The 17,762-nt window shown below is 62.8% G+C and carries 19 protein-coding genes and 1 riboswitch; of the genes, 2 read left to right on the top strand and 17 right to left on the bottom strand.

Going from position 1 to position 17,762, the window contains the following annotated elements; all coding sequences use genetic code 11:
* Nucleotides 1–83: 83 nt before the first annotated feature.
* The 13 genes from KSS97_RS08115 to cobO all read right to left on the bottom strand — a co-directional run bounded on the left by KSS97_RS08115 (nucleotide 84) and on the right by cobO (nucleotide 11,565).
* Nucleotides 84–635 carry a glutathione peroxidase gene (locus KSS97_RS08115; RefSeq protein ID WP_030142380.1) on the bottom strand — a complete coding sequence of 184 codons (552 nt, stop codon included), beginning with the start codon at nucleotides 633–635 and terminating at the stop codon, nucleotides 84–86.
* Nucleotides 636–818: 183 nt separating this feature from the next.
* Nucleotides 819–2,027: an MFS transporter gene (locus KSS97_RS08110; protein ID WP_217861433.1), complete on the bottom strand. Its 1,209-nt coding sequence runs from the start codon at nucleotides 2,025–2,027 to the stop codon at nucleotides 819–821.
* 52 nt (nucleotides 2,028–2,079) lie between these two features.
* Nucleotides 2,080–2,484 carry a MarR family winged helix-turn-helix transcriptional regulator gene (locus KSS97_RS08105; protein WP_030142382.1) on the bottom strand — a complete coding sequence of 135 codons (405 nt, stop codon included), beginning with the start codon at nucleotides 2,482–2,484 and terminating at the stop codon, nucleotides 2,080–2,082.
* A gap of 72 nt (nucleotides 2,485–2,556) precedes the next feature.
* On the bottom strand, nucleotides 2,557–3,288 hold the full coding sequence (locus KSS97_RS08100) for an adenosylcobinamide-GDP ribazoletransferase (protein WP_198798105.1): 732 nt from the start codon (nucleotides 3,286–3,288) through the stop codon (nucleotides 2,557–2,559).
* Nucleotides 3,289–3,290: 2 nt separating this feature from the next.
* Entirely contained in the window at nucleotides 3,291–3,866 is a 576-nt protein-coding gene (gene cobC, locus KSS97_RS08095) for an alpha-ribazole phosphatase family protein (protein WP_030142384.1), read from the bottom strand.
* On the bottom strand, nucleotides 3,863–4,918 hold the full coding sequence (gene cobT / locus KSS97_RS08090; protein WP_030142385.1) for a nicotinate-nucleotide--dimethylbenzimidazole phosphoribosyltransferase: 1,056 nt from the start codon (nucleotides 4,916–4,918) through the stop codon (nucleotides 3,863–3,865). Before cobT ends, cobC begins: the two co-directional genes overlap by 4 nt.
* Nucleotides 4,915–5,436: a bifunctional adenosylcobinamide kinase/adenosylcobinamide-phosphate guanylyltransferase gene (gene cobU, locus KSS97_RS08085; protein WP_217861432.1), complete on the bottom strand. Its 522-nt coding sequence runs from the start codon at nucleotides 5,434–5,436 to the stop codon at nucleotides 4,915–4,917. The genes cobT and cobU overlap by 4 nt, the downstream gene beginning before the upstream one ends.
* Nucleotides 5,437–5,559: 123 nt before the next feature.
* Complete coding sequence (locus tag KSS97_RS08080; protein ID WP_217861431.1) at nucleotides 5,560–7,011, bottom strand: cobyric acid synthase; 1,452 nt, start codon at nucleotides 7,009–7,011, stop codon at nucleotides 5,560–5,562.
* On the bottom strand, nucleotides 7,008–8,000 hold the full coding sequence (gene cobD / locus KSS97_RS08075) for a threonine-phosphate decarboxylase CobD (protein WP_198798107.1): 993 nt from the start codon (nucleotides 7,998–8,000) through the stop codon (nucleotides 7,008–7,010). The genes KSS97_RS08080 and cobD overlap by 4 nt, the downstream gene beginning before the upstream one ends.
* On the bottom strand, nucleotides 7,993–8,901 hold the full coding sequence (gene cbiB, locus KSS97_RS08070) for an adenosylcobinamide-phosphate synthase CbiB (RefSeq protein WP_217861430.1): 909 nt from the start codon (nucleotides 8,899–8,901) through the stop codon (nucleotides 7,993–7,995). The genes cobD and cbiB overlap by 8 nt, the downstream gene beginning before the upstream one ends.
* On the bottom strand, nucleotides 8,898–9,548 hold the full coding sequence (gene bluB / locus KSS97_RS08065) for a 5,6-dimethylbenzimidazole synthase (RefSeq protein ID WP_030142390.1): 651 nt from the start codon (nucleotides 9,546–9,548) through the stop codon (nucleotides 8,898–8,900). The genes cbiB and bluB overlap by 4 nt, the downstream gene beginning before the upstream one ends.
* Complete coding sequence (locus KSS97_RS08060) at nucleotides 9,545–10,942, bottom strand: cobyrinic acid a,c-diamide synthase CobB (protein ID WP_217861429.1); 1,398 nt, start codon at nucleotides 10,940–10,942, stop codon at nucleotides 9,545–9,547. The genes bluB and KSS97_RS08060 overlap by 4 nt, the downstream gene beginning before the upstream one ends.
* Nucleotides 10,943–10,953: 11 nt before the next feature.
* Nucleotides 10,954–11,565, bottom strand: coding sequence for a cob(I)yrinic acid a,c-diamide adenosyltransferase (gene cobO, locus KSS97_RS08055; protein ID WP_030142392.1), 612 nt, complete (start codon nucleotides 11,563–11,565; stop codon nucleotides 10,954–10,956).
* 80 nt (nucleotides 11,566–11,645) lie between these two features.
* Nucleotides 11,646–11,855: riboswitch (cobalamin riboswitch) on the bottom strand.
* A 159-nt stretch (nucleotides 11,856–12,014) separates the two neighbouring features.
* Between cobO and KSS97_RS08050 the strand changes: the two genes are divergently transcribed.
* Both KSS97_RS08050 and KSS97_RS08045 read left to right on the top strand, forming a co-directional pair.
* Nucleotides 12,015–12,599, top strand: a complete 585-nt coding sequence (locus KSS97_RS08050) for a hypothetical protein (protein ID WP_198798111.1) — start codon at nucleotides 12,015–12,017, stop codon at nucleotides 12,597–12,599.
* Nucleotides 12,600–12,795: 196 nt separating this feature from the next.
* On the top strand, nucleotides 12,796–14,106 hold the full coding sequence (locus KSS97_RS08045) for a PQQ-dependent sugar dehydrogenase (protein ID WP_217861428.1): 1,311 nt from the start codon (nucleotides 12,796–12,798) through the stop codon (nucleotides 14,104–14,106).
* A 144-nt stretch (nucleotides 14,107–14,250) separates the two neighbouring features.
* Here the strand turns inward: KSS97_RS08045 and KSS97_RS08040 are convergent, their stop codons facing one another.
* From KSS97_RS08040 to KSS97_RS08025, 4 genes are all read right to left on the bottom strand, one after another.
* Nucleotides 14,251–14,784, bottom strand: a complete 534-nt coding sequence (locus tag KSS97_RS08040) for a C40 family peptidase (protein ID WP_030142395.1) — start codon at nucleotides 14,782–14,784, stop codon at nucleotides 14,251–14,253.
* 166 nt (nucleotides 14,785–14,950) lie between these two features.
* Nucleotides 14,951–15,577 carry a C40 family peptidase gene (locus KSS97_RS08035; protein ID WP_030142396.1) on the bottom strand — a complete coding sequence of 209 codons (627 nt, stop codon included), beginning with the start codon at nucleotides 15,575–15,577 and terminating at the stop codon, nucleotides 14,951–14,953.
* 213 nt (nucleotides 15,578–15,790) lie between these two features.
* A complete protein-coding gene (gene hda / locus KSS97_RS08030) occupies nucleotides 15,791–16,495 on the bottom strand; it encodes a DnaA regulatory inactivator Hda (protein ID WP_003178999.1) in 705 nt (234 codons plus the stop codon).
* A gap of 169 nt (nucleotides 16,496–16,664) precedes the next feature.
* Nucleotides 16,665–17,738 carry an AI-2E family transporter gene (locus KSS97_RS08025; protein ID WP_030142397.1) on the bottom strand — a complete coding sequence of 358 codons (1,074 nt, stop codon included), beginning with the start codon at nucleotides 17,736–17,738 and terminating at the stop codon, nucleotides 16,665–16,667.
* Between the last annotated feature and the right edge of the window lie 24 nt (nucleotides 17,739–17,762).

Here is a 17,762-nt window from a genome sequence, read left to right as displayed (position 1 = left end):
ACGGCGAGGTTAATACCTCACCCGTTGAAGCGAAAAAAAGCCCCGCACTCTGCAAAGAGGCGGGGCTTTTTCGTAGCTGAAGATCAAGGTTTGGAAGCGATGGCCGCCTCTACCGCCTTGATGAAATCAGGATCATCAGGCTTGATCCGGCTGGAGAAACTGCCGACCACCTTGCCTTGGCGATCAACGACGTATTTATAGAAATTCCATTTCGGCGCGCTGGATTGCTCAGCCAGATGCTTGAACAACGGTATGGCGTCCGCGCCTCGCACCGGTTGCGGCTCGGTCATGGTGAAGGTCACGCCGTAGTTGACGTAGCAGACCTTGGCGGTCTCTGCGCCATCCTTGGATTCCTGCTTGAAATCATTGGACGGTACGCCCAGCACTTCCAGCCCTTCGCCTTTGTAACGCTGGTTCAGGGCTTCGAGCCCTTTGAACTGTGGGGCGAACCCACAGAAGCTGGCGGTGTTGACCACCACCAATGGCTTACCGGCGAAGCGCTGGCAAAGATCGATGGTTTCCTTGGCCCGCAATTTGGGTAATTTGCCTTCCAGCAACGGCGGGCAATCAGCCGCCCATACTTGCCCGGTCACAGCGAGCAACAGGGCGGGAACAGCAAGCCAGCGCATCAGCATCTCGGATTTTCCTTGTAAGCCTGTCAGACCAAGACGTTACTCCGCCATGCCCAGTGCCGTCCACACGTCAGCAGTTGCCCATGCCCAGTTGCATCAAAGCCAACCCGCCCTGGTGCCAGCCCCACCAGGCGAGCGCCAGCAGCGCAGCAGCGCCAGCCACGATCAACCAGGGACCGACGCGACTCATGCCGCACCGACCTGGGCTTGCAGGCGCGCCACCGGGCGCTCACGCACCGGCCAGTTCAATGCCGCCGCCAGCAGGCTGAGCAGGATCGAGACTTGCCAGATCAAGTCATAACTGCCAGTCCGGTCGTACACCACCCCGCCCAGCCAGCCGCCCAGAAACGAACCCAACTGGTGGAACAGGAACACGATCCCACCCAGCATCGAGAGATTTCGTACACCGAACAACGTTGCGACCGTTCCGTTGGTCAGCGGCACCGTCGACAACCACAGCAAACCCATCGCCATGCCAAACAGATAGGCCGTGGTGGTCGTTACGGGCAGCCACAGGAACAAGCCGATCACCACCGCACGCACCAGATACAGACCAGTGAGCAGGCGCGGCTTGGACATGCGCCCGCCCAACCAGCCGGCGGTGTAGGTGCCGAAGATATTGAACAGCCCGACCAGCGCCAACACGGTGGTGCCAACGCTGGCCGGCAGGTGTTGGTCCACCAGATAGGCCGGCAGGTGCACGCCAATGAACACCACCTGGAAACCGCAGACAAAAAAGCCGACCGCCAGCAACCAGAAACCAGAATGACTGCACGCCTCGCGCAGCGCCTCGGACAAGGTCTGTTCGTTGCCGCTCAGTGGCGCCGGCGCATCCTTGAGCATACTGACCAACGGCACGATCAATGCCACCAGCAATCCCAGTGCCAGCAACGCGGCGGACCAGCCGAGCCAGCCGATCAGGCCCAGCGTGCCGGGCAGCATGGCGAATTGGCCGAAAGAGCCGGCCGCACTGGCGATGCCCATGCCCATGCTGCGTTTTTCCGCAGGGACGGCCCGCCCGACCACGCCAAGAATCACCGAGAACGAAGTGCCGGACAGGCCGATGCCGATCAACAGGCCGGCGCTCAACGACAGCGACCAGGGCGAGTCGGCCATGCCCATGAAGACCAGGCCAAGCGCGTAGAGAACGCCACCGATCAACACCACTTTCGCCGCACCGAAGCGGTCGGCCAGTGCGCCAGTAAAAGGCTGCGCCAGGCCCCAGATCAGGTTCTGCAAGGCAATGGCGAAGGCAAACACCTCGCGCCCCCAGCCGAATTCGGCGCTCATCGGCGCCAGGAACAGCCCGAAGCCATGCCGCACGCCCAGGGACAACGCCAATATCAGCGCGCTACCCACCAGGACCCAACCACAGGTACGCCACATCGATGTCATTCTTATTCTCCGGTCGCGGGTATATACCCACTTATCATCGGACGAACCGGCATTACGCCAGCTCATCCAGCAAGGCCAGCAAGGTGGCGCGTTTTTCGGCACCGAGCTTATCGATCAATTTCTGTTGCGCCGCTTCCCAGGCCGGCAGCGCCGCCGCCAACCGGGCATTTCCCGCCTCGGTGAGCACGACGATGCGGTTGCGCAAATCGTCGCCCTCAGCCAGCTTCACCAACCCCTCGCCTTCCAGTACCCGCAGGTTGCGCCCGAGGGTGCTGCGGTCCAGGCCCATGGCCTCGGCCAGGGAGGAAATGCTCGGCTGGTCCAGGCGCGCCAGGTTATTGAGCAGAGAATACTGGGCAACGTTGATCCCGAAGCCATCGAGAGCGCCGTCGTAATACCTGCTGACGCCACGGGCGGCGCGACGCAGGTTGATGCACAGACATTGGGAAGGAAGCATGATGCGTGTATATACCCGCGACTAAATGAATGCAAATTTAAATCAGCGCTGGCCCATCGGCAACATGCCGATTCAGTTAAAGACCAACGCCACCAGAACGGCCATTTCCAGCAGTTCCAGCAAGGCGCCCGCGGTGTCGCCGGTGCAGCCCTGCAGCCTGCGCAACATCAGCTGCCGCAAGCCAATGAAGACCATTGCGGCGACCACCAGTGCCCACAGCCCTGCCCAGCCCATCGCCAGAACGCAAACCAGGGCGCTGGCCAACAGCACCTGCCAACCCGAGCGGCGCGGCAGGTGATCGGCCAGCGCCTGGCCCAAGCCGCCGGCACGCACATACGGCGTCGTGAGGAACAGACCCAGCAAGGCGCCACGCCCCAACATCGGCACGATGAGCAAGGCCAGCGCCTGCCCTTGTTCGATCAATGCCACCAGCGCGGTCCATTTGAGCAGCAACACCAGCGCCAACGTAATTACGGCGATCGGCCCGCTGCGCGGGTCCTTCATGATCAGCAGCGTGCGCTCGCGATCGCCGAAACCGCCGAGCCAGGCGTCGGCGCTGTCGGCCAGGCCGTCCAGGTGCAAACCGCCGCTGAGCAGCACCCACGCCGCCAGGAGCAGCGCGGCATGCAGCAACGCGGGCGCGCCCGACAACAGCGCATCGAGCAAGCACAGCAGCCCCCCGAACAACAGCCCCACCACGGGATAGAACAACAACGAACGACCCAATTGTTCAGGCTCGGGCATGCCCGGCAGGCGAACCGGCAAGCTGCTGAGAAATTGCAGGGCGATCCAAAACGGCAACATCGTCAAACCGCCTCTTCGAGCACGGGACCGGACGACACGGTCAGGGAAAACAGCGCTCCATGGCCGACTTCGACATTCAGCAATTGCTCGCGAGGTAAACCGCGAGCCCGGGCCAGCAGCAAGCGCATCACACCGCCATGACTGACCAGCAGGACGCGCTGCCCGGCATACCCCACGTGCAAGCGTTCGACCGCCGCCAGGATCCGCGTCGAAAACGCCAGCACCGGCTCACCGTCGGGCGGGGTAAAGGCATAAGGATCGGCCCAGAAGCGACCGAGGGCGTCGGCGTCGGTTTCCATCAGCGCCGCCGCGCTGCGGCCTTCCCAGGCACCGAAATGCAACTCCTGCAAGTCCTTGTCCTGATGCACCGGAACACCCAGCCGAGCGCCGAGTTGTTCGGCGAAACGCGCGCAGCGCTGCAACGGCGAGCACACCAGGCGATCCCAAGGCCCGCGCTGCGCCACTGCCGCGTGCATTTGTTCCCAGCCGTTGGCCGTCAAGGCATCGTCGAGGCTGCCGCGCAATCCGCCGCCCAGTTCGGTTTCGCCGTGACGCAACAGGTCCAGGCGCAAGGTCATGCCGGGCGATCCGCCACGGCCGCTTCGGCAAACGTCGCCATCTGCCCGTGAAGATCACAGGCCAGGCGCAACAACGGCACCGCCAGCGCCGCGCCACTGCCCTCGCCCAGGCGCAGGCCCAGGTCCAGCAGCGGTTCCGCGCCGAGGGTTTCCAATACGTGCTTGTGGCCTGGTTCGGCGCCGCGGTGACCGAACAGCAGCCATGGCCGGCATTCGGGATTGAGGCGCACCGCCACCAGCGCCGCAACGCTGCAGATGAACCCATCCACCAGCACGGCGACGCCTTGCTGGGCACAGGCCAGATAAGCGCCGGCCAATGCCGCGATCTCGAAACCGCCAAGGTTGAACAGCGTCTGCAACGGGTCGTTGCCTTGGGCGCCATGCAGCGCCAGGGCGCGCTCGATCACTTGCGCCTTGCGGCTGACTCCCGCCGCATCCAACCCCGTCCCCGGACCGACCAGATGCGCCGCCGCGCAATCGAGCAAGGCGCAGGCCAGCGCACTGGCCGCCGTGGTATTGCCGATGCCCATCTCGCCGCCAATGAATAATTGCGTCCCGCTCGCCACGGCACGCATCACGCTGTCACGCCCGGCTTGCAAGGCCTGTTCGCCTTGATCCAGGGTCATCGCCGGCCCTTGGACGAAGTTCGCGGTGCCAGGGCCAAGGTTCAAATGGCGCACGCCGGGCAAGTCCAGCGAAGGTGTCACGGTGCCCAGGTCCACCACGTCCAGCGAAGCCTCCAGTTGCCGTGCGAGCACGCTGATGGCCGCGCCGCCGCTGACAAAATTGAACAGCATCTGCCCGGTGACTTCCTGTGGATACGCCGAGACCCCTTCGGCCACGACCCCATGGTCTCCGGCAAAAATAGCGATCCAGAGCCGATCCAGGCTTGGCTTGAGCTGCCCTTGCAGGCCCGCCAGTTGCACCGCCACCGCTTCCAGGCGCCCGAGGGAGCCGGCCGGCTTGGTCAGTTGTTGCTGACGGGCCGCGGCCTGCTCCAGCGCCAGGGTGTCAACGGGCTTGCACGGATCCAGCCACCAGCGGTGATTCATAACGCAGTTCCTTTCAGAGTCAGGGGCAAGCCGGCAACGGTCAGCACGACGCGCTGACAACGTTCGGCCAGGGCTTGATGCAGCCATCCGGCTTCATCGACGTAACGACGGGTCAGTTCGCCCAGCGGCACGACGCCCATGCCGGTCTCGTTGCTGACGAATATGACTTCGCCGGGGAGCGCGCTGATGCAGTCCAGCAGCGCTTCACGCTCGGCAATCAACCATTCGGGATCGTCGAGCATCAGCAGGTTGGTCAGCCACAGGGTGAGGCAGTCCACCAGCAGGCATCGATCGGTCGCGGCGTTTTCCCGCAGCGCCTGCGCCAGCGCCAACGGTTCCTCCACCAACGCCCATTCGGCCGGACGCCGGGCGCGGTGTTGGGCGACACGTTGGTTCATCTCGCCGTCAATGGGTTGGCTGGTGGCGATGTAGGTCACCGGCAAGCGTGTGTCTGCCGCGAGTTTTTCGGCCAGGCGACTCTTGCCGGAGCGGGCGCCGCCCAAGATCAATTGAAGCATGGGGCATTACCTTTTGTTTGGCGTATGGCGACTGTCCTCATCGCGAGCAAGCTCGCTCCCACAGTTTGAAATGCATTCCCTTGTGGGAGCGAGCTTGCTCGCGATGAGGCCAGCCTAGCCAACCTAGATCCCACAGAGTTCACGCAGCAACCCGGTATCGAGATGCCGCTCCACCAGATCCGCCAACCGTTCGATATCTCGCTCGCGCAAGCCGTGGTAATCCACCGCCTGTACGTCCTCCAGACCCGACCAACGCAGCAACGCGCTGCTGGCCGCCGGCGATTCAAACAGCCCGTGCAGATAAGTCCCGACAATCTGCCCGTCCAGGCTCCGAGCGCCATCGCAACGGCCGTCATCGAGATGCACCGCAGCATGTTCCAGAGCGGGGCCGAGGGTCACGCCCGCATGGATCTCGTAGCCGCTGACCTCGGCGTCTTCCAAAGCCAACCGCCCGCGGACGTTGCGCAGTTGCTTCTCGCGTTCCAGAGTCGTTTCGAAATCCAACAGGCCCAGCCCGGCGCTGGAGCCCGCCGCGCCTTCCAGGCCGAGCGGGTCATGGACGTGCTGGCCAAGCATCTGCAGACCGCCACAAATACCCAACAACTTGCCGCCGTAGCGCAGGTGTCGATGGATCGCCGTTTCCCAGCCATTGGCTCGTAGAAAGGCCAAGTCGCTGCGCACACTTTTGGAACCGGGCAGGATGATCAGGTCCGCCGGCGGGATGACCTGGCCGGGGCCGATGAATTGCAAATCGACTTGCGGATGCAGGCGCAGCGGATCGAAATCGGTGTGGTTACTGATGCGCGGCAGGACCGGCACCACCACCTTGAGCACTTGTTCGGCCTTGTCGGCCTGACGCCGGTCGAGGCCGTCCTCAGCTTCCAGATGCAGGTCCATCACGTAGGGCAACACGCCGATCACCGGTTTGCCGGTGCGCGCTTCCAACCAGTCCAGGCCGGGCTGAAGCAAGGCCAGATCACCGCGAAAGCGGTTGATGACGAAGCCCTTGACCCGCGCCTGCTCGCTGGGCGAAAGCAGTTCCAGGGTGCCGACCAGATGGGCGAATACCCCCCCGCGATTGATGTCGGCAATCAGCAATACCGGGCAGTCAACCGCTTCGGCGAAGCCCATGTTGGCGATGTCTCCAGCCCGCAGGTTGATCTCCGCCGGCGACCCAGCGCCCTCGACCATGACGACTGGATACGCCGCGCTCAATCGCTCGTGGGAGGCGAGCACCGCCTGCATCGCGATGGATTTGTAATCGTGATAAGCCACCGCGTTCATGGTGGTGACGGCGCGGCCATGGATGATGACTTGCGCGCCGGTGTCGCTGTTGGGCTTGAGCAGGACCGGGTTCATGTCGGTGTGCGGTTCGAGGCCGCAAGCCTGGGCCTGGACGGCCTGGGCCCGGCCGATTTCGCCGCCGTCGGCGGTCACTGCGCTGTTGAGGGCCATGTTCTGCGGCTTGAACGGCACCACGCGCACGCCCTGGCGCTTGACCCAGCGGCACAGCGCCGTGACCAGGGTGCTTTTGCCGGCATCGGAGGTGGTGCCCTGCACCATCAAGGTCGTCATTGAATGTCCTTGGCGTAGGCTTCGAAAGCCTGTTCCAGGCGCAGGAATTGCGCGTCGTCAGCCGGCAGCCCAAAGCGCAGGCTGCTGGTCTCGGTGAAGAGCCGCAGGAGAATGCCGCGATGGGCCATGAATTCGTAAAGCGCCTGGGCATGTTCGGTGACCAGCCACTGGAACAATGCACAACCGCCTTGGGGCTTGAAGCCGTGGCGTTCCAGCGTCATGGCCAGGCGCTGGCTGGTTTCTACGCAACGCTCGCGCTGCCGTGCATGGGCTTCGGTGTCGAGCAGACAAGCTTCACCCAAAACCCGGGTCGGCCCGCTGATGGCCCACGGCCCGACTTGCTCGGCGAGTAGCTTCAGCAAACGGCGCTCGGCCAGGACGAACCCCAGGCGAACCCCGGCCAGGCCAAAGAATTTGCCGAACGAGCGCAACACGATCAGCCCGACCTGATGGGCATGGGCGCTGAGGCTCAGGTGCGGCGTGATGTCCATGAACGCCTCATCCACCACCAACCAGCCGCCGCGCTGGGCCAAACGCGCATGCCAATCGAGCAAGCGTTCCGGGCTCAGGCTCAGGCCGGTGGGATTGTTCGGATTGACCACCACCAGCACGTCGAGGCTGTCGAGGAAGAAGTCCACTTCCGTCTCCAACACTTCGCGCACGATGTAACCACAGCGGCGCCAGGCTTCGGCGTGCTCGGCGTAGCAGGGCGACAAGACACCGACCTTGCCGGCCCGGCGCAGGCGCGGCAACAGTTGGATGGCCATCTGCGAACCGGCCACCGGCAACGCATGCGTCGCTTCGTAGTAGTCGCAAGCGGCCTGCTCCAATCCATCGTCGGCCTCGGGCAGGCGCGCCCAGGCTCGCGGCGGGATTGGCGGAATGTCGAACGGCCAGGGCGCCAGGCCGCTGGACAGGTCGAGCCAATCGGCCTCGGCAATGCCGTATTGCCGGGAAGCGTTGCGCAGTCGTCCACCATGCTCAAGCATAGAACTCGGCTCCGAGGCAGAGAATCAGCAGCCATAACCATACGCCGCGCTGCACCAATTGCCAGCCGCGATCAATGGAATCAGCACTCGCCGGCACACCTTCGCCCAGCGGCGGACGCTGATGCAGTTCGCCGTGATACACCGCCGCGCCCCCCAGTTCCACGCCCAGCGCACCGGCGCCGGCGGCCATCACCGGCCCGGCGTTGGGGCTGTCCCAGGTCGGCCCCTGGGTTCGCCAGCATTTGAGCGCCAGGCGGGTCTTGCCGAGGACGGCGTAGGTCAACGCCACCAGGCGCGCGGGAATGTAGTTGAGCACATCGTCGATCTTTGCCGCCGCCCAGCCAAAACGCTCGAAGCGCTCGTTGCGATAGCCCCACATGGCGTCGAGGGTATTGCTCAAGCGGTACAGCACCACGCCGGGCGCACCGGCCACCGCGAACCAGAACAACGCCGCAAATACCGCATCGCTGCCGTTTTCCAGCACCGACTCGGTGGCGGCACGGGCGACCGCGGTTTCGTCCAGCTCAGCCGTCTGGCGACTGACCAGATAACTGACCCGCTGGCGCGCCTCGTCCAGATCGCCACTGCGTAACGCCCTGGCCACCGGCTCGACATGCTCGCCGAGGCTGCGCAAACCGAGGGCGCAGTACAACGCGAGGATGTCCACCAGCCAGCCCACCAAGGGTGCCCAGGACAAGGCCGTGGCCAGCAAGGTCAAGGGCAGCACGGCGATGATCCACGCCGTAACACCGTGACTGCGCCAGCCACGCCCACCGGAATTGAAACGTTGTTCGATACGGCTGGCGAAACCGCCGAATGCCACCAGCGGATGCCAGCGCCGGGGCTCGCCCAGCAACGCATCCAGCGCCACTGCGGCGGCGCTGAGCAACGCTACGCTCATGGGCGCACTCCCCAGTGATTTTCATAAAGCAGTTCATTGAGCGGACGCGGTTGCGCCCAGCCTTCCAGGGCGAGCATTGGCGCCGGATAGAAACCTTCGACTGGGCCAAGACACAGAATCGCCAGGGGCTTGGCGCCTGTGGGCAATCCCAGTAGATCCGCCAACGCCTGGGGTTCGAACAACGACACCCAGCCCATCCCCAGCCCTTCGACGCGAGCCGCCAGCCATAAATTCTGGATGGCACAGGACAGCGAGGCCAAATCCATTTCCGGCAACGTCCGACGCCCGAAAATGTGCCGCTCGCGGTCATCCATCAGCGCCGCCACCAGAACTTCGGCACAGTCGTTGATGCCTTCGACCTTGAGTTTCATGAACTCGTCGCTGCGCTCGCCCAGGGCTTCGGCGGTGCGGATGCGCTCTTCTTCCACCAAGTGCTGGATCTCGCCCCGCAAGGCGCGATTGCTGATACGGATGAATCGCCACGGTTGCATCAGCCCGACGCTGGGGGCCTGGTGCGCGGCTTCCAACAGGCGGCGCAGTAATTGCGGCTCGACGGTGCCGCCGTTGAAATGGCGCATGTCACGGCGTTCGGCGATGGCGCGGTAGACGGCTTCGCGTTCGGCCAGGGAGAAATCGTTGTCAGTCATGGCCTCTTCGCGAGCAAGCTCGCTCCCACACCGGTAGGCGTTGTACTTGAGATCACACGATCCCCTGTGGGAGCGAGCTTGCTCGCGATAGCGACCTGAAGATCAGGCGCAAACAACGCGGCAACCGCCCTCGGATTGGACGGAAAATAAAAATGCACGTAGGAAGCTGTCATCCGCCCCTGGCGAAAAACCGCCTCCGCTCCCCGCCCGCCATTGGGGCTGTGCCCACGGGCAATCGGCTCAAGCTCGGTACTGGTCAGCGAATGATGGTAGGTATGCCCGCGCAGGGTACCTTCCGGCAAATCCACCGATTGCAGCGCGAGGGCGGCCAGGCGCTTCTGCATCTGCGCATCCCCGGCCAGCAAACCCAGCAGTTCGGCGCGGACGCCTTCAACGTCGGTCAACGAATCAAGCAGATACAGCATGCCACCGCACTCGGCGAGCAGCGGTTTGCCGGCCGCATGGTGGGCACGGATCGCTGCCAGCATCGGCGCGTTCTGCGCCAGGGCGACGTGGTGCAGTTCGGGATAACCGCCAGGCAGGTAAAGGCTGTCCGCCTCTGGCAATTGGGTATCGTGAATCGGCGAAAAGAAACTCAACTGCGCGCCCATGGCCCGCAGCAGATCGAGGCTCGCGCCGTAAGTGAAGGCAAACGCCTCGTCCCTGGCGACAGCGATGCGCACACCGTCGAGCCACGGCTCGACAACGGTCATCTCCGGAGCCGCGAATTCAACGCTGGGCGGCAGAGCCACTTCACAACTGCTGGCCAACGCCTCGGCGGCAGCGTCCAGGCGAACGTCCAGGTCGTTCAACTCACTGGCCTGGACCAGCCCGAGATGACGGCTTGGCAACTCGATGCCGGTTTCCCGTGACAACGCGCCATACCAGCGCAAGCCCTCGGTCAGGCTGCCTTCGAGCAATTGCGCATGACGCAAGGTCCCGACCCGGTTGGCCAAGACCCCGGCGAACGGCAGGTCCGGTTGATAACGCGCCAGGCCCAGGGCCAAAGCGCCGAAGGTCTGGGCCATGGCCGTGCCGTCGATCACCGCGAGTACCGGCACGCCGAAATGCCGCGCCAGGTCGGCGCTGGACGGCGTGCCGTCGAACAGCCCCATCACGCCTTCGATCAGGATCAGGTCCGCTTCGGCGGCAGCCTCCCACAACAGCCGGCGACTTTCCTGCTCGCCGACCATCCACATGTCCAATTGATAGACCGGCGCGCCACTGGCTCGCTCAAGGATCATCGGGTCGAGAAAGTCCGGACCACACTTGAACACCCGCACCTTGCGCCCCTGGTTGCAGTGCAACCGTGCGAGGGCGGCGGTGACGGTGGTCTTGCCCTGGCCGGAAGCCGGGGCGGCAATCAACACCGCCGGACAATGGCGGCTGGTCATCGGCGCATCGCTCACAATTCGACGCCTTTCTGCGCCTTGATGCCGGCCTGGAACGCGTGCTTGATCATGCCCATTTCGGTCACGGTATCGGCCAACTCGATCATCTCGGGCTTGGCGCCGCGACCGGTCACCACCACATGCTGCATGGGCGGTCGGGCTTGCAGATCGCTCAGGACTTGATCGAGGTCTAGGTAGCCGTGCTTGAGGGCGATGTTCAGCTCATCGAGTACCACGAGGCCAATGGCCGGGTCGCTGAGCAACTGACGCGACACAGCCCAGGCGGCTTCGGCGGCGGCGATGTCGCGCTGGCGGTCCTGGGTTTCCCAGGTGAAGCCTTCACCCATGACATGAAAGCGCACCTGCTCGGGGAAGCGGCGGAAGAACAGCTCCTCGCCGGTGCTGTTGCGCCCCTTGATGAACTGCACCACGCCGCATTGCATGCCATGGCCCATGGCCCGGGCCAGCATGCCGAATGCCGAACTGCTCTTGCCCTTACCGTTGCCGGTCAGCACCAGCAGCAGGCCGCACTCGTTCGGCGAGTTGGCGATGCGCTCGTCAATCACGGCTTTCTTGCGCAGCATGCGCGCCAGGTGGCGTTCGTCGCGATCGGGCGTGTCGGTCATGGGGGAGCTCTCCGTTGGGACTGGATAACGGCGGGCGGGCAAAAAAAGGACGGCAATGAGCCTGGCATCGCCCACCGTGATGCCGTTGGATGAATCAGGCCGGTCTCCGGGCTCATGAGCGGCATAACGCCTGGCTGCGCGCCTTCCCATGTCCTGGAACACAGTGGCTTAGGCACAGCGTTGACTCATTTACCGTTGCGGGGGCAGCGCCGGGTTTGTGTGCACGCACCGGCTTCCCTGTTTCACCCTATCGGCCATTGCCATAGAGCACCTGAAACAAGCCGCGAAGGTTAGAGGGTTGGGGGTGGAGCGTCAATTAAAGCCGCGACGGCTATCACCTGGGACATTGGCCCGGATCAATAAACTGACGTCAATCTTGTGTGATGCTGCGGCAAGTGATATCAAAGAGACACCATGACCCGATATCACAAGAACAAGAGGGCAAACGCATGCAAGGCATGATCATCAGCAATCCGAAGCTGGAATTCCTGCGCCCGGTGTTGGAACGCTGGTTCGACTGTATCGACCGCTACAACGCCGTGCGCGGCGATAGCGACACACCTTATTGGCACGATGAAAAAGCCAACCTCGGGTTGCTGTCGGCCGCCGCCTGGATGGCTGAGATGGTCACGCTGCAGGACGCGTCCACGCGCAAACAGAACGAAGAAGGCGAACGCAACGCCCGCGCCGACCTGTTGATTGCCAGTACCGATGAACGCGCCTTCATCCAGGCGACCCAACGCTGGCCGAAGGTCAACAACCTGAACCTGACCCAACCCTTGCTGGAAGCCACCAGCGACGCCAAGCGCATCAGCTATGCCAGCGACTTGAAGCTCGGCTGCCTGTTCGTCGCCCCGCAAAAAGCCCAGCAGAGCGCCACGCCCGAAGAACTGCAGGACATGATCGATGACCTGCAGAAAGAAAACACCTGCGCCGTGGCCTGGTATTTCCCCTATGCCTATCGCAAATTGCGCAACGAAACCGGGCACTATCACCCTGGCGTCGCGGTGCTGTTAAAGCAGGCCCATGGTTGATCTAGTGGAACCTGTGGGAGCGGGCTTGCTCGCGAATGCGGTGGGCCAGTAGGCATAAATAGTGACTGACCCACCGCATTCGCGAGCAAGCCCGCTCCCACCCAGATTTCACTTGGCTAAGCGGCCGCCCGCCATTGAACCATCCCACGTCTACGCTTCTCTATGAATAACACCATGCATTCATAGGGAAGCCCGCATGCTCAAGCCCTCTCATCTTTTGATCGTCGCCCTTGCTACAGGGCTAGTCGCTTGCGGCGAGTCTTCCACCTTGCAGGTTTCCGATGGGATCGGCCCGTCGCCGAAACTGCCCGAGCCGAACAAGACCCTGATCCCCACGGTGAATATCGCCGAAGCCGTCGGCTGGCCGGACGGCGCCAAGCCAACCCCGGCCCAGGGCCTGAAGGTAGTGGCGTTCGCCGAGGGGCTGGATCATCCACGCTGGCTCTATGTCCTGCCCAATGGCGATGTATTGGTGGCGGAAACCAACGCACCGCCCAAGCCCGACGATGCCAAGGGCATTCGTGGCTGGGTCATGAAAAAAGTCATGGGACGCGCCGGCGCTGGGGTGCCAAGCCCCAACCGCATTACGTTGCTGCGCGATGCAAACCATGACGGCGTCGCTGAAACCCGGATGATCTTCCTGGAAAATCTCAACTCACCGTTCGGCATGACGCTGGTAGGCAATGAGCTGTACGTGGCCGATACCGATCGGTTGATTCGCTTCCCTTATAAGGAAGGCGACACGAAGATCACGGCACAGCCGACCAAAGTGGTCGATTTGCCGGGCGGCACGCTCAACCACCACTGGACCAAGAACGTGATCGCCAGCCGGGACGGCAGCAAGCTGTACGTCACCACGGGCTCGAACAGCAACGTTGCGGAAAATGGCATGGAGGCGGAAGAAGGCCGCGCGGCGATCTGGGAGGTGGACCGGGCCACCGGCGCTCATCGCATTTTCGCCTCGGGCTTGCGCAACCCCAACGGCCTCGCATGGGAGCCCCGCAGTGGCGCGTTGTGGACCGCGGTAAACGAACGGGACGAGATTGGCAGTGACCTGGTGCCGGACTACATCACCTCGGTGAAGGATGGCGGTTTCTACGGTTGGCCCTACAGTTATTACGGGCAGAACGTGGACATCCGGGTCGAACCACAAAACCCCGAGCGGGTGGCCAAGGCTATCGCCCCCGACTATGCCGTCGGCCCCCACACGGCGTCATTGGGCCTGGCCTTCGCCGAAGGCAGCACCTTGCCCGCGCCCTTCACCGAAGGGGCCTTCGTCGGGCAGCACGGCTCCTGGAACCGCAAGCCCCACAGTGGTTATAAAGTGATCTTCGTCCCGTTTAGCGCAGGTAAACCGGTGGGACCACCGGTGGATGTGCTGACAGGTTTTCTCAACGCAGACGAAAAAGCCCAGGGCCGGCCGGTGGGCGTGGTGATTGATAAACAGGGCGGGGTGTTGGTGGCGGATGACGTCGGGAACAAGGTCTGGCGGGTTTCGAAGAACTAAGAACCGGAACCGAACCGTGGCGAGGGAGCTTGCTCCCGCTGGGCTGCGTAGCAGCCCCAAGCTTTTAGCGGTTGCTGCGCAACCGAGCGGGAGCAAGCTCCCTCGCCACAAGAGCCTCTCCAGCAGAGTCGATCTTCTTAATCGTCAGGGATTACGCGCCAGATGCTCCGGCTGCAACACGCGCTTGGCGCCCAGGTAGGCTTTCTGCCAATAGGCCTTGGACAGGCTGTCCAACTTGACCGTCCCGCCCGTGGCTGGCGCATGGACAAAACGCCCTTCCCCGACATAAATCCCGGCGTGACTGACCTGGGAGCCGCCATTGGTGGCGAAGAAAACCAGGTCGCCGGTCTCCAACGCATCCTTGCCGACCTCCGGCGCTCGCATGCTGATCATTTCCCGGGTGGAACGCGGCAGGGAAATACCGGCGGCGTCACGGTACACGTAGCCGATCAAGCCACTGCAATCGAAACCTGAATCCGGCGTGTTGCCACCCCAGCGATAGGGCGTTCCCACGAGCCCCAGCGCGCGGAACAGCACGTCTTCAGCGGCCGGAGACGAAGGTTGGGAGGGAGCGAATACCACCGGAGCCCGCACGGGTGCGGGTGGCGGAGTACGACTGGCACATGCGCTGAGCAGCGCGGCAAGGAGCATGAGAGCGAGGCGGGCCGACGTCGACATATGCAGAACAATCCTGATCTGGATGCGGCTTTTTCTGCCGTGGAGATGGAAACAAATCCGCCCGCGTAATACGCAGGCGGATTGCCATCAATCAATGATCAAGGATTCTAGCGGCTATGGGGCAAACTTCAAGTAAGACTTTAAGTTTGCCCTACAAACTGTGCGCTTACTTGCGAGCGGTGACCACGGTCGGTGCCATGGCGAGGGCGCGCTTGGCTTCGAGGAAGGTCTTGCTCCAGTAGCTGTCGCCCAGGCTGTCGATTCGCACCCCACCGCTGCGGCGGCTGCTGGAGTGGATGAACTGGTTGTCACCCAGGTAGATACCGGCGTGGCTGACACGACCGCGACGACCGTTGGTGCTGAAGAACAGCAAGTCACCCGGTTCCAGCTGATTGCGTGCAACCAGTGGGGCGTTCACGTTGATCATTTCGCGAGTGGAACGCGGCAGGTTCATGCCGGCCTCTTCGCGGAACAGATAACCGATGAAACCGCTGCAATCGAAGCCGGCCTCAGACGTACCGCCAAAACGATAACGAGTACCGATCAAGGACATGCCACGCTCCAGGATGCTGTCTGCCAGCACTGGAAGCTGATAAGGCTTGCTGCCGGCGAACTCTGCCAGCTCTTTGTCGGTGGCCATTTCTTCCTGGAACGCAACGGAGGAAGACTGGGCGGTTACGGAATTCTTGACCTGTACTTGCGGCGCTTGCTGGGACACTGGGGAGTGGGCAGCGCAACCGAACAACAGGCTAACGAGTGCGAGAGGCACGAGGGGTGCGAAGCGATTTAGCATGGGCACGACCGTGGCTGAAGTAGTAAAGATGGCGAGACTATGCCTTCTATCGTCCTCATTTGCAAATTCAATCGATGCAAATGTGACTTCTCGGTTTTACGTTTACATCTAAGCGCTTAAGCCCCATTTAGAACGTCACGCAGCCTGCAACCCAGCAGGACCGCGGGTTTCGCCGCGCCCAGAGCAGGCTATAAGCCACTATTTGCGCCGGTTCTACCAGCCCAAGGTTTCTTTCAAAAAAGGAATAGTCAGCTTGCGCTGCGCCTGGAGGGAGGCCTGGTCGAGGCGTTCGAGCAGCTCGAACAACGCGCTCATGCTGCGGGTGCCACGGGTGAGGATGAAATGCCCGACCTCATCGGTCAGGTGCAGGCCACGGCGGGAAGCGCGCAGTTGCAGCGCCCGCAGCTTGTCTTCATCGGAGAGCGGGCGCATCTGGAAAATCAGCGCCAGGGTCAGGCGGGATTTCAAGTCAGCCAGTTTAACCGGCAGCTCTCGCGGCGACGTGGATGCCGCGATCAACAAGCGCCGCCCACTGTCGCGCAACCGGTTGAACAGGTGGAACAGCGCTTCTTCCCAATCAGCCTTGCCGGCCACGGCCTGGAGATCGTCCAGGCAGACCAGTTCGTATTGTTCAAGGTTGTCGAGAATTTCAACACCGCGATCAAGCAGCTCGGCCAGCGGCAGGTAAACCGCCGGCTCGCCCAGTTGTTCGAATCGCAGGCACGCAGCCTGCAGAAGATGCGTGCGCCCTACTCCATCCTTGCCCCACAGGTAGATCAGGCTCTCGGTCCAGCCAGCGTCGGCTTCGCAAAGCCGCTCGACATAGCCGAGTGCAGCGGCATTGGCGCCTGGATAGTAGTTGATGAAGGTGGCGTCATCACGCAGACGCACACCAAGGGGCAGCTGAATCGGTTTCATGCTGACTGAACAGTTCCAAAGGAACCATTAGTGGCCTCTGTGTAAAGTTCGCAAAGTTTATACCCGTGACGCGGACCGCACAATGCGCCGGACCACGAGGAAAATCAAAGGTTTGCAGCGACAAGGGCGCGCAGCGTCAGTTTCCCTGACACCGCGCGCGCCCTTGGCCTTACAGGTCGGGGTCTTCGACGCCGCTATAGATGTCCGAATCCTTGTACAGATCGTGCACGTGACGCACCAGCACCATGATCACCGCTGCCACCGGCAGCGCCAGCAAAATCCCGGTGAAACCGAACAACTCGCCACCGGCCAGGATCGCGAAGATCACCGCCACCGGATGCAAGCCAATGCGATCGCCTACGAGCAGGGGCGTCAGTACCATGCCTTCCAGGGCCTGTCCAACCATGAACACCGCCACGATGCCGACCATGGGGTACAAGTCGCCGCCGAATTGGAACAGCCCGGCGACCAGCGCCGCGCCGATGCCGATGACAAACCCCATGTAAGGCACGATGGCCGCCAACCCGGCGATCATCCCGATCAACAACCCAAGCTCCAGCCCCACCAGCATCAACCCGGCCGCATAGATGAAGCCCAGCGCCACCATGACGAGCAACTGCCCGCGCACAAAGGCGCCCAGCACCTCATGGCATTCGCCGGTCAGGGTCATGATGCGTTCTTCGCGATGACGCGGCAGCAGGCTGCGGATCTTGGCCATCATCAGGTCCCAGTCACGCAGCAGATAGAAGGCCACCACCGGAATCAGCACCAGGTTCGCCAGCCAACCAATCAACGCCAGGCTCGAAGCCGTGGCCTGGCTCAACACAACCCCGACGATATCGGTGGTCTGGCCCATGTGCTCGCTGATGGCAGCCTTGACCCTGTCGAATTTCCAGAAGCCGTCCGCCAACCCCAGCTTCGATTGCACCCAAGGCACCGCGCTGTGCTGGAGCCAGTCGAGCATCTGTGGCGCCAGTTCATACAGGCGAAACAGTTGCTTGGCGAGCATGGGAATCAGCACCAGCAACAGGGCGCTGACGATCAAGGTAAACAGAGCGAACACCGCCACTACGCCCCAGGTCCTGGACAGCCCGAGCTTCTCCAGGCGATCCACCACCGGATCGAACAGATAGGCCAACAGCAGCGCAACCAGGAACGGCGTGAGGATCGGATGCAGCAAGTAGATAAATGCAATCAGCAGGGCGACCCCACCCAACCAGAACCAACGCCGCGTATCGCCCATGAACCACTCCTGATCCTATATAAA

Origin of the sequence: Pseudomonas alvandae (genome assembly GCF_019141525.1) — a bacterium.
Taxonomy (GTDB): Bacteria; Pseudomonadota; Gammaproteobacteria; order Pseudomonadales; family Pseudomonadaceae; genus Aquipseudomonas; species Aquipseudomonas alvandae.
The sequence above is the reverse complement of the archived record's forward strand: the minus strand, read 5'-3'. Positions and strand labels throughout refer to the sequence as shown.

Excerpts from the sequence above, each read along its gene's own strand:
- KSS97_RS08115 (WP_030142380.1), bottom strand. The coding sequence starts at position 635 with ATGCTGATGCGCTGGCTTGCTGTTCCCGCCCTGTTGCTCGCTGTGACC.
- KSS97_RS08110 (WP_217861433.1), bottom strand. The coding sequence starts at position 2,027 with ATGACATCGATGTGGCGTACCTGTGGTTGGGTCCTGGTGGGTAGCGCG.
- KSS97_RS08105 (WP_030142382.1), bottom strand. The coding sequence starts at position 2,484 with ATGCTTCCTTCCCAATGTCTGTGCATCAACCTGCGTCGCGCCGCCCGT.
- KSS97_RS08100 (WP_198798105.1), bottom strand. The coding sequence starts at position 3,288 with ATGTTGCCGTTTTGGATCGCCCTGCAATTTCTCAGCAGCTTGCCGGTT.
- cobC (WP_030142384.1), bottom strand. The coding sequence starts at position 3,866 with ATGACCTTGCGCCTGGACCTGTTGCGTCACGGCGAAACCGAACTGGGC.
- cobT (WP_030142385.1), bottom strand. The coding sequence starts at position 4,918 with ATGAATCACCGCTGGTGGCTGGATCCGTGCAAGCCCGTTGACACCCTG.
- cobU (WP_217861432.1), bottom strand. The coding sequence starts at position 5,436 with ATGCTTCAATTGATCTTGGGCGGCGCCCGCTCCGGCAAGAGTCGCCTG.
- KSS97_RS08080 (WP_217861431.1), bottom strand. The coding sequence starts at position 7,011 with ATGACGACCTTGATGGTGCAGGGCACCACCTCCGATGCCGGCAAAAGC.
- cobD (WP_198798107.1), bottom strand. The coding sequence starts at position 8,000 with ATGCTTGAGCATGGTGGACGACTGCGCAACGCTTCCCGGCAATACGGC.
- cbiB (WP_217861430.1), bottom strand. The coding sequence starts at position 8,901 with ATGAGCGTAGCGTTGCTCAGCGCCGCCGCAGTGGCGCTGGATGCGTTG.
- bluB (WP_030142390.1), bottom strand. The coding sequence starts at position 9,548 with ATGACTGACAACGATTTCTCCCTGGCCGAACGCGAAGCCGTCTACCGC.
- KSS97_RS08060 (WP_217861429.1), bottom strand. The coding sequence starts at position 10,942 with ATGACCAGCCGCCATTGTCCGGCGGTGTTGATTGCCGCCCCGGCTTCC.
- cobO (WP_030142392.1), bottom strand. The coding sequence starts at position 11,565 with ATGACCGACACGCCCGATCGCGACGAACGCCACCTGGCGCGCATGCTG.
- KSS97_RS08050 (WP_198798111.1), top strand. The coding sequence starts at position 12,015 with ATGCAAGGCATGATCATCAGCAATCCGAAGCTGGAATTCCTGCGCCCG.
- KSS97_RS08045 (WP_217861428.1), top strand. The coding sequence starts at position 12,796 with ATGCTCAAGCCCTCTCATCTTTTGATCGTCGCCCTTGCTACAGGGCTA.
- KSS97_RS08040 (WP_030142395.1), bottom strand. The coding sequence starts at position 14,784 with ATGTCGACGTCGGCCCGCCTCGCTCTCATGCTCCTTGCCGCGCTGCTC.
- KSS97_RS08035 (WP_030142396.1), bottom strand. The coding sequence starts at position 15,577 with ATGCTAAATCGCTTCGCACCCCTCGTGCCTCTCGCACTCGTTAGCCTG.
- hda (WP_003178999.1), bottom strand. The coding sequence starts at position 16,495 with ATGAAACCGATTCAGCTGCCCCTTGGTGTGCGTCTGCGTGATGACGCC.
- KSS97_RS08025 (WP_030142397.1), bottom strand. The coding sequence starts at position 17,738 with ATGGGCGATACGCGGCGTTGGTTCTGGTTGGGTGGGGTCGCCCTGCTG.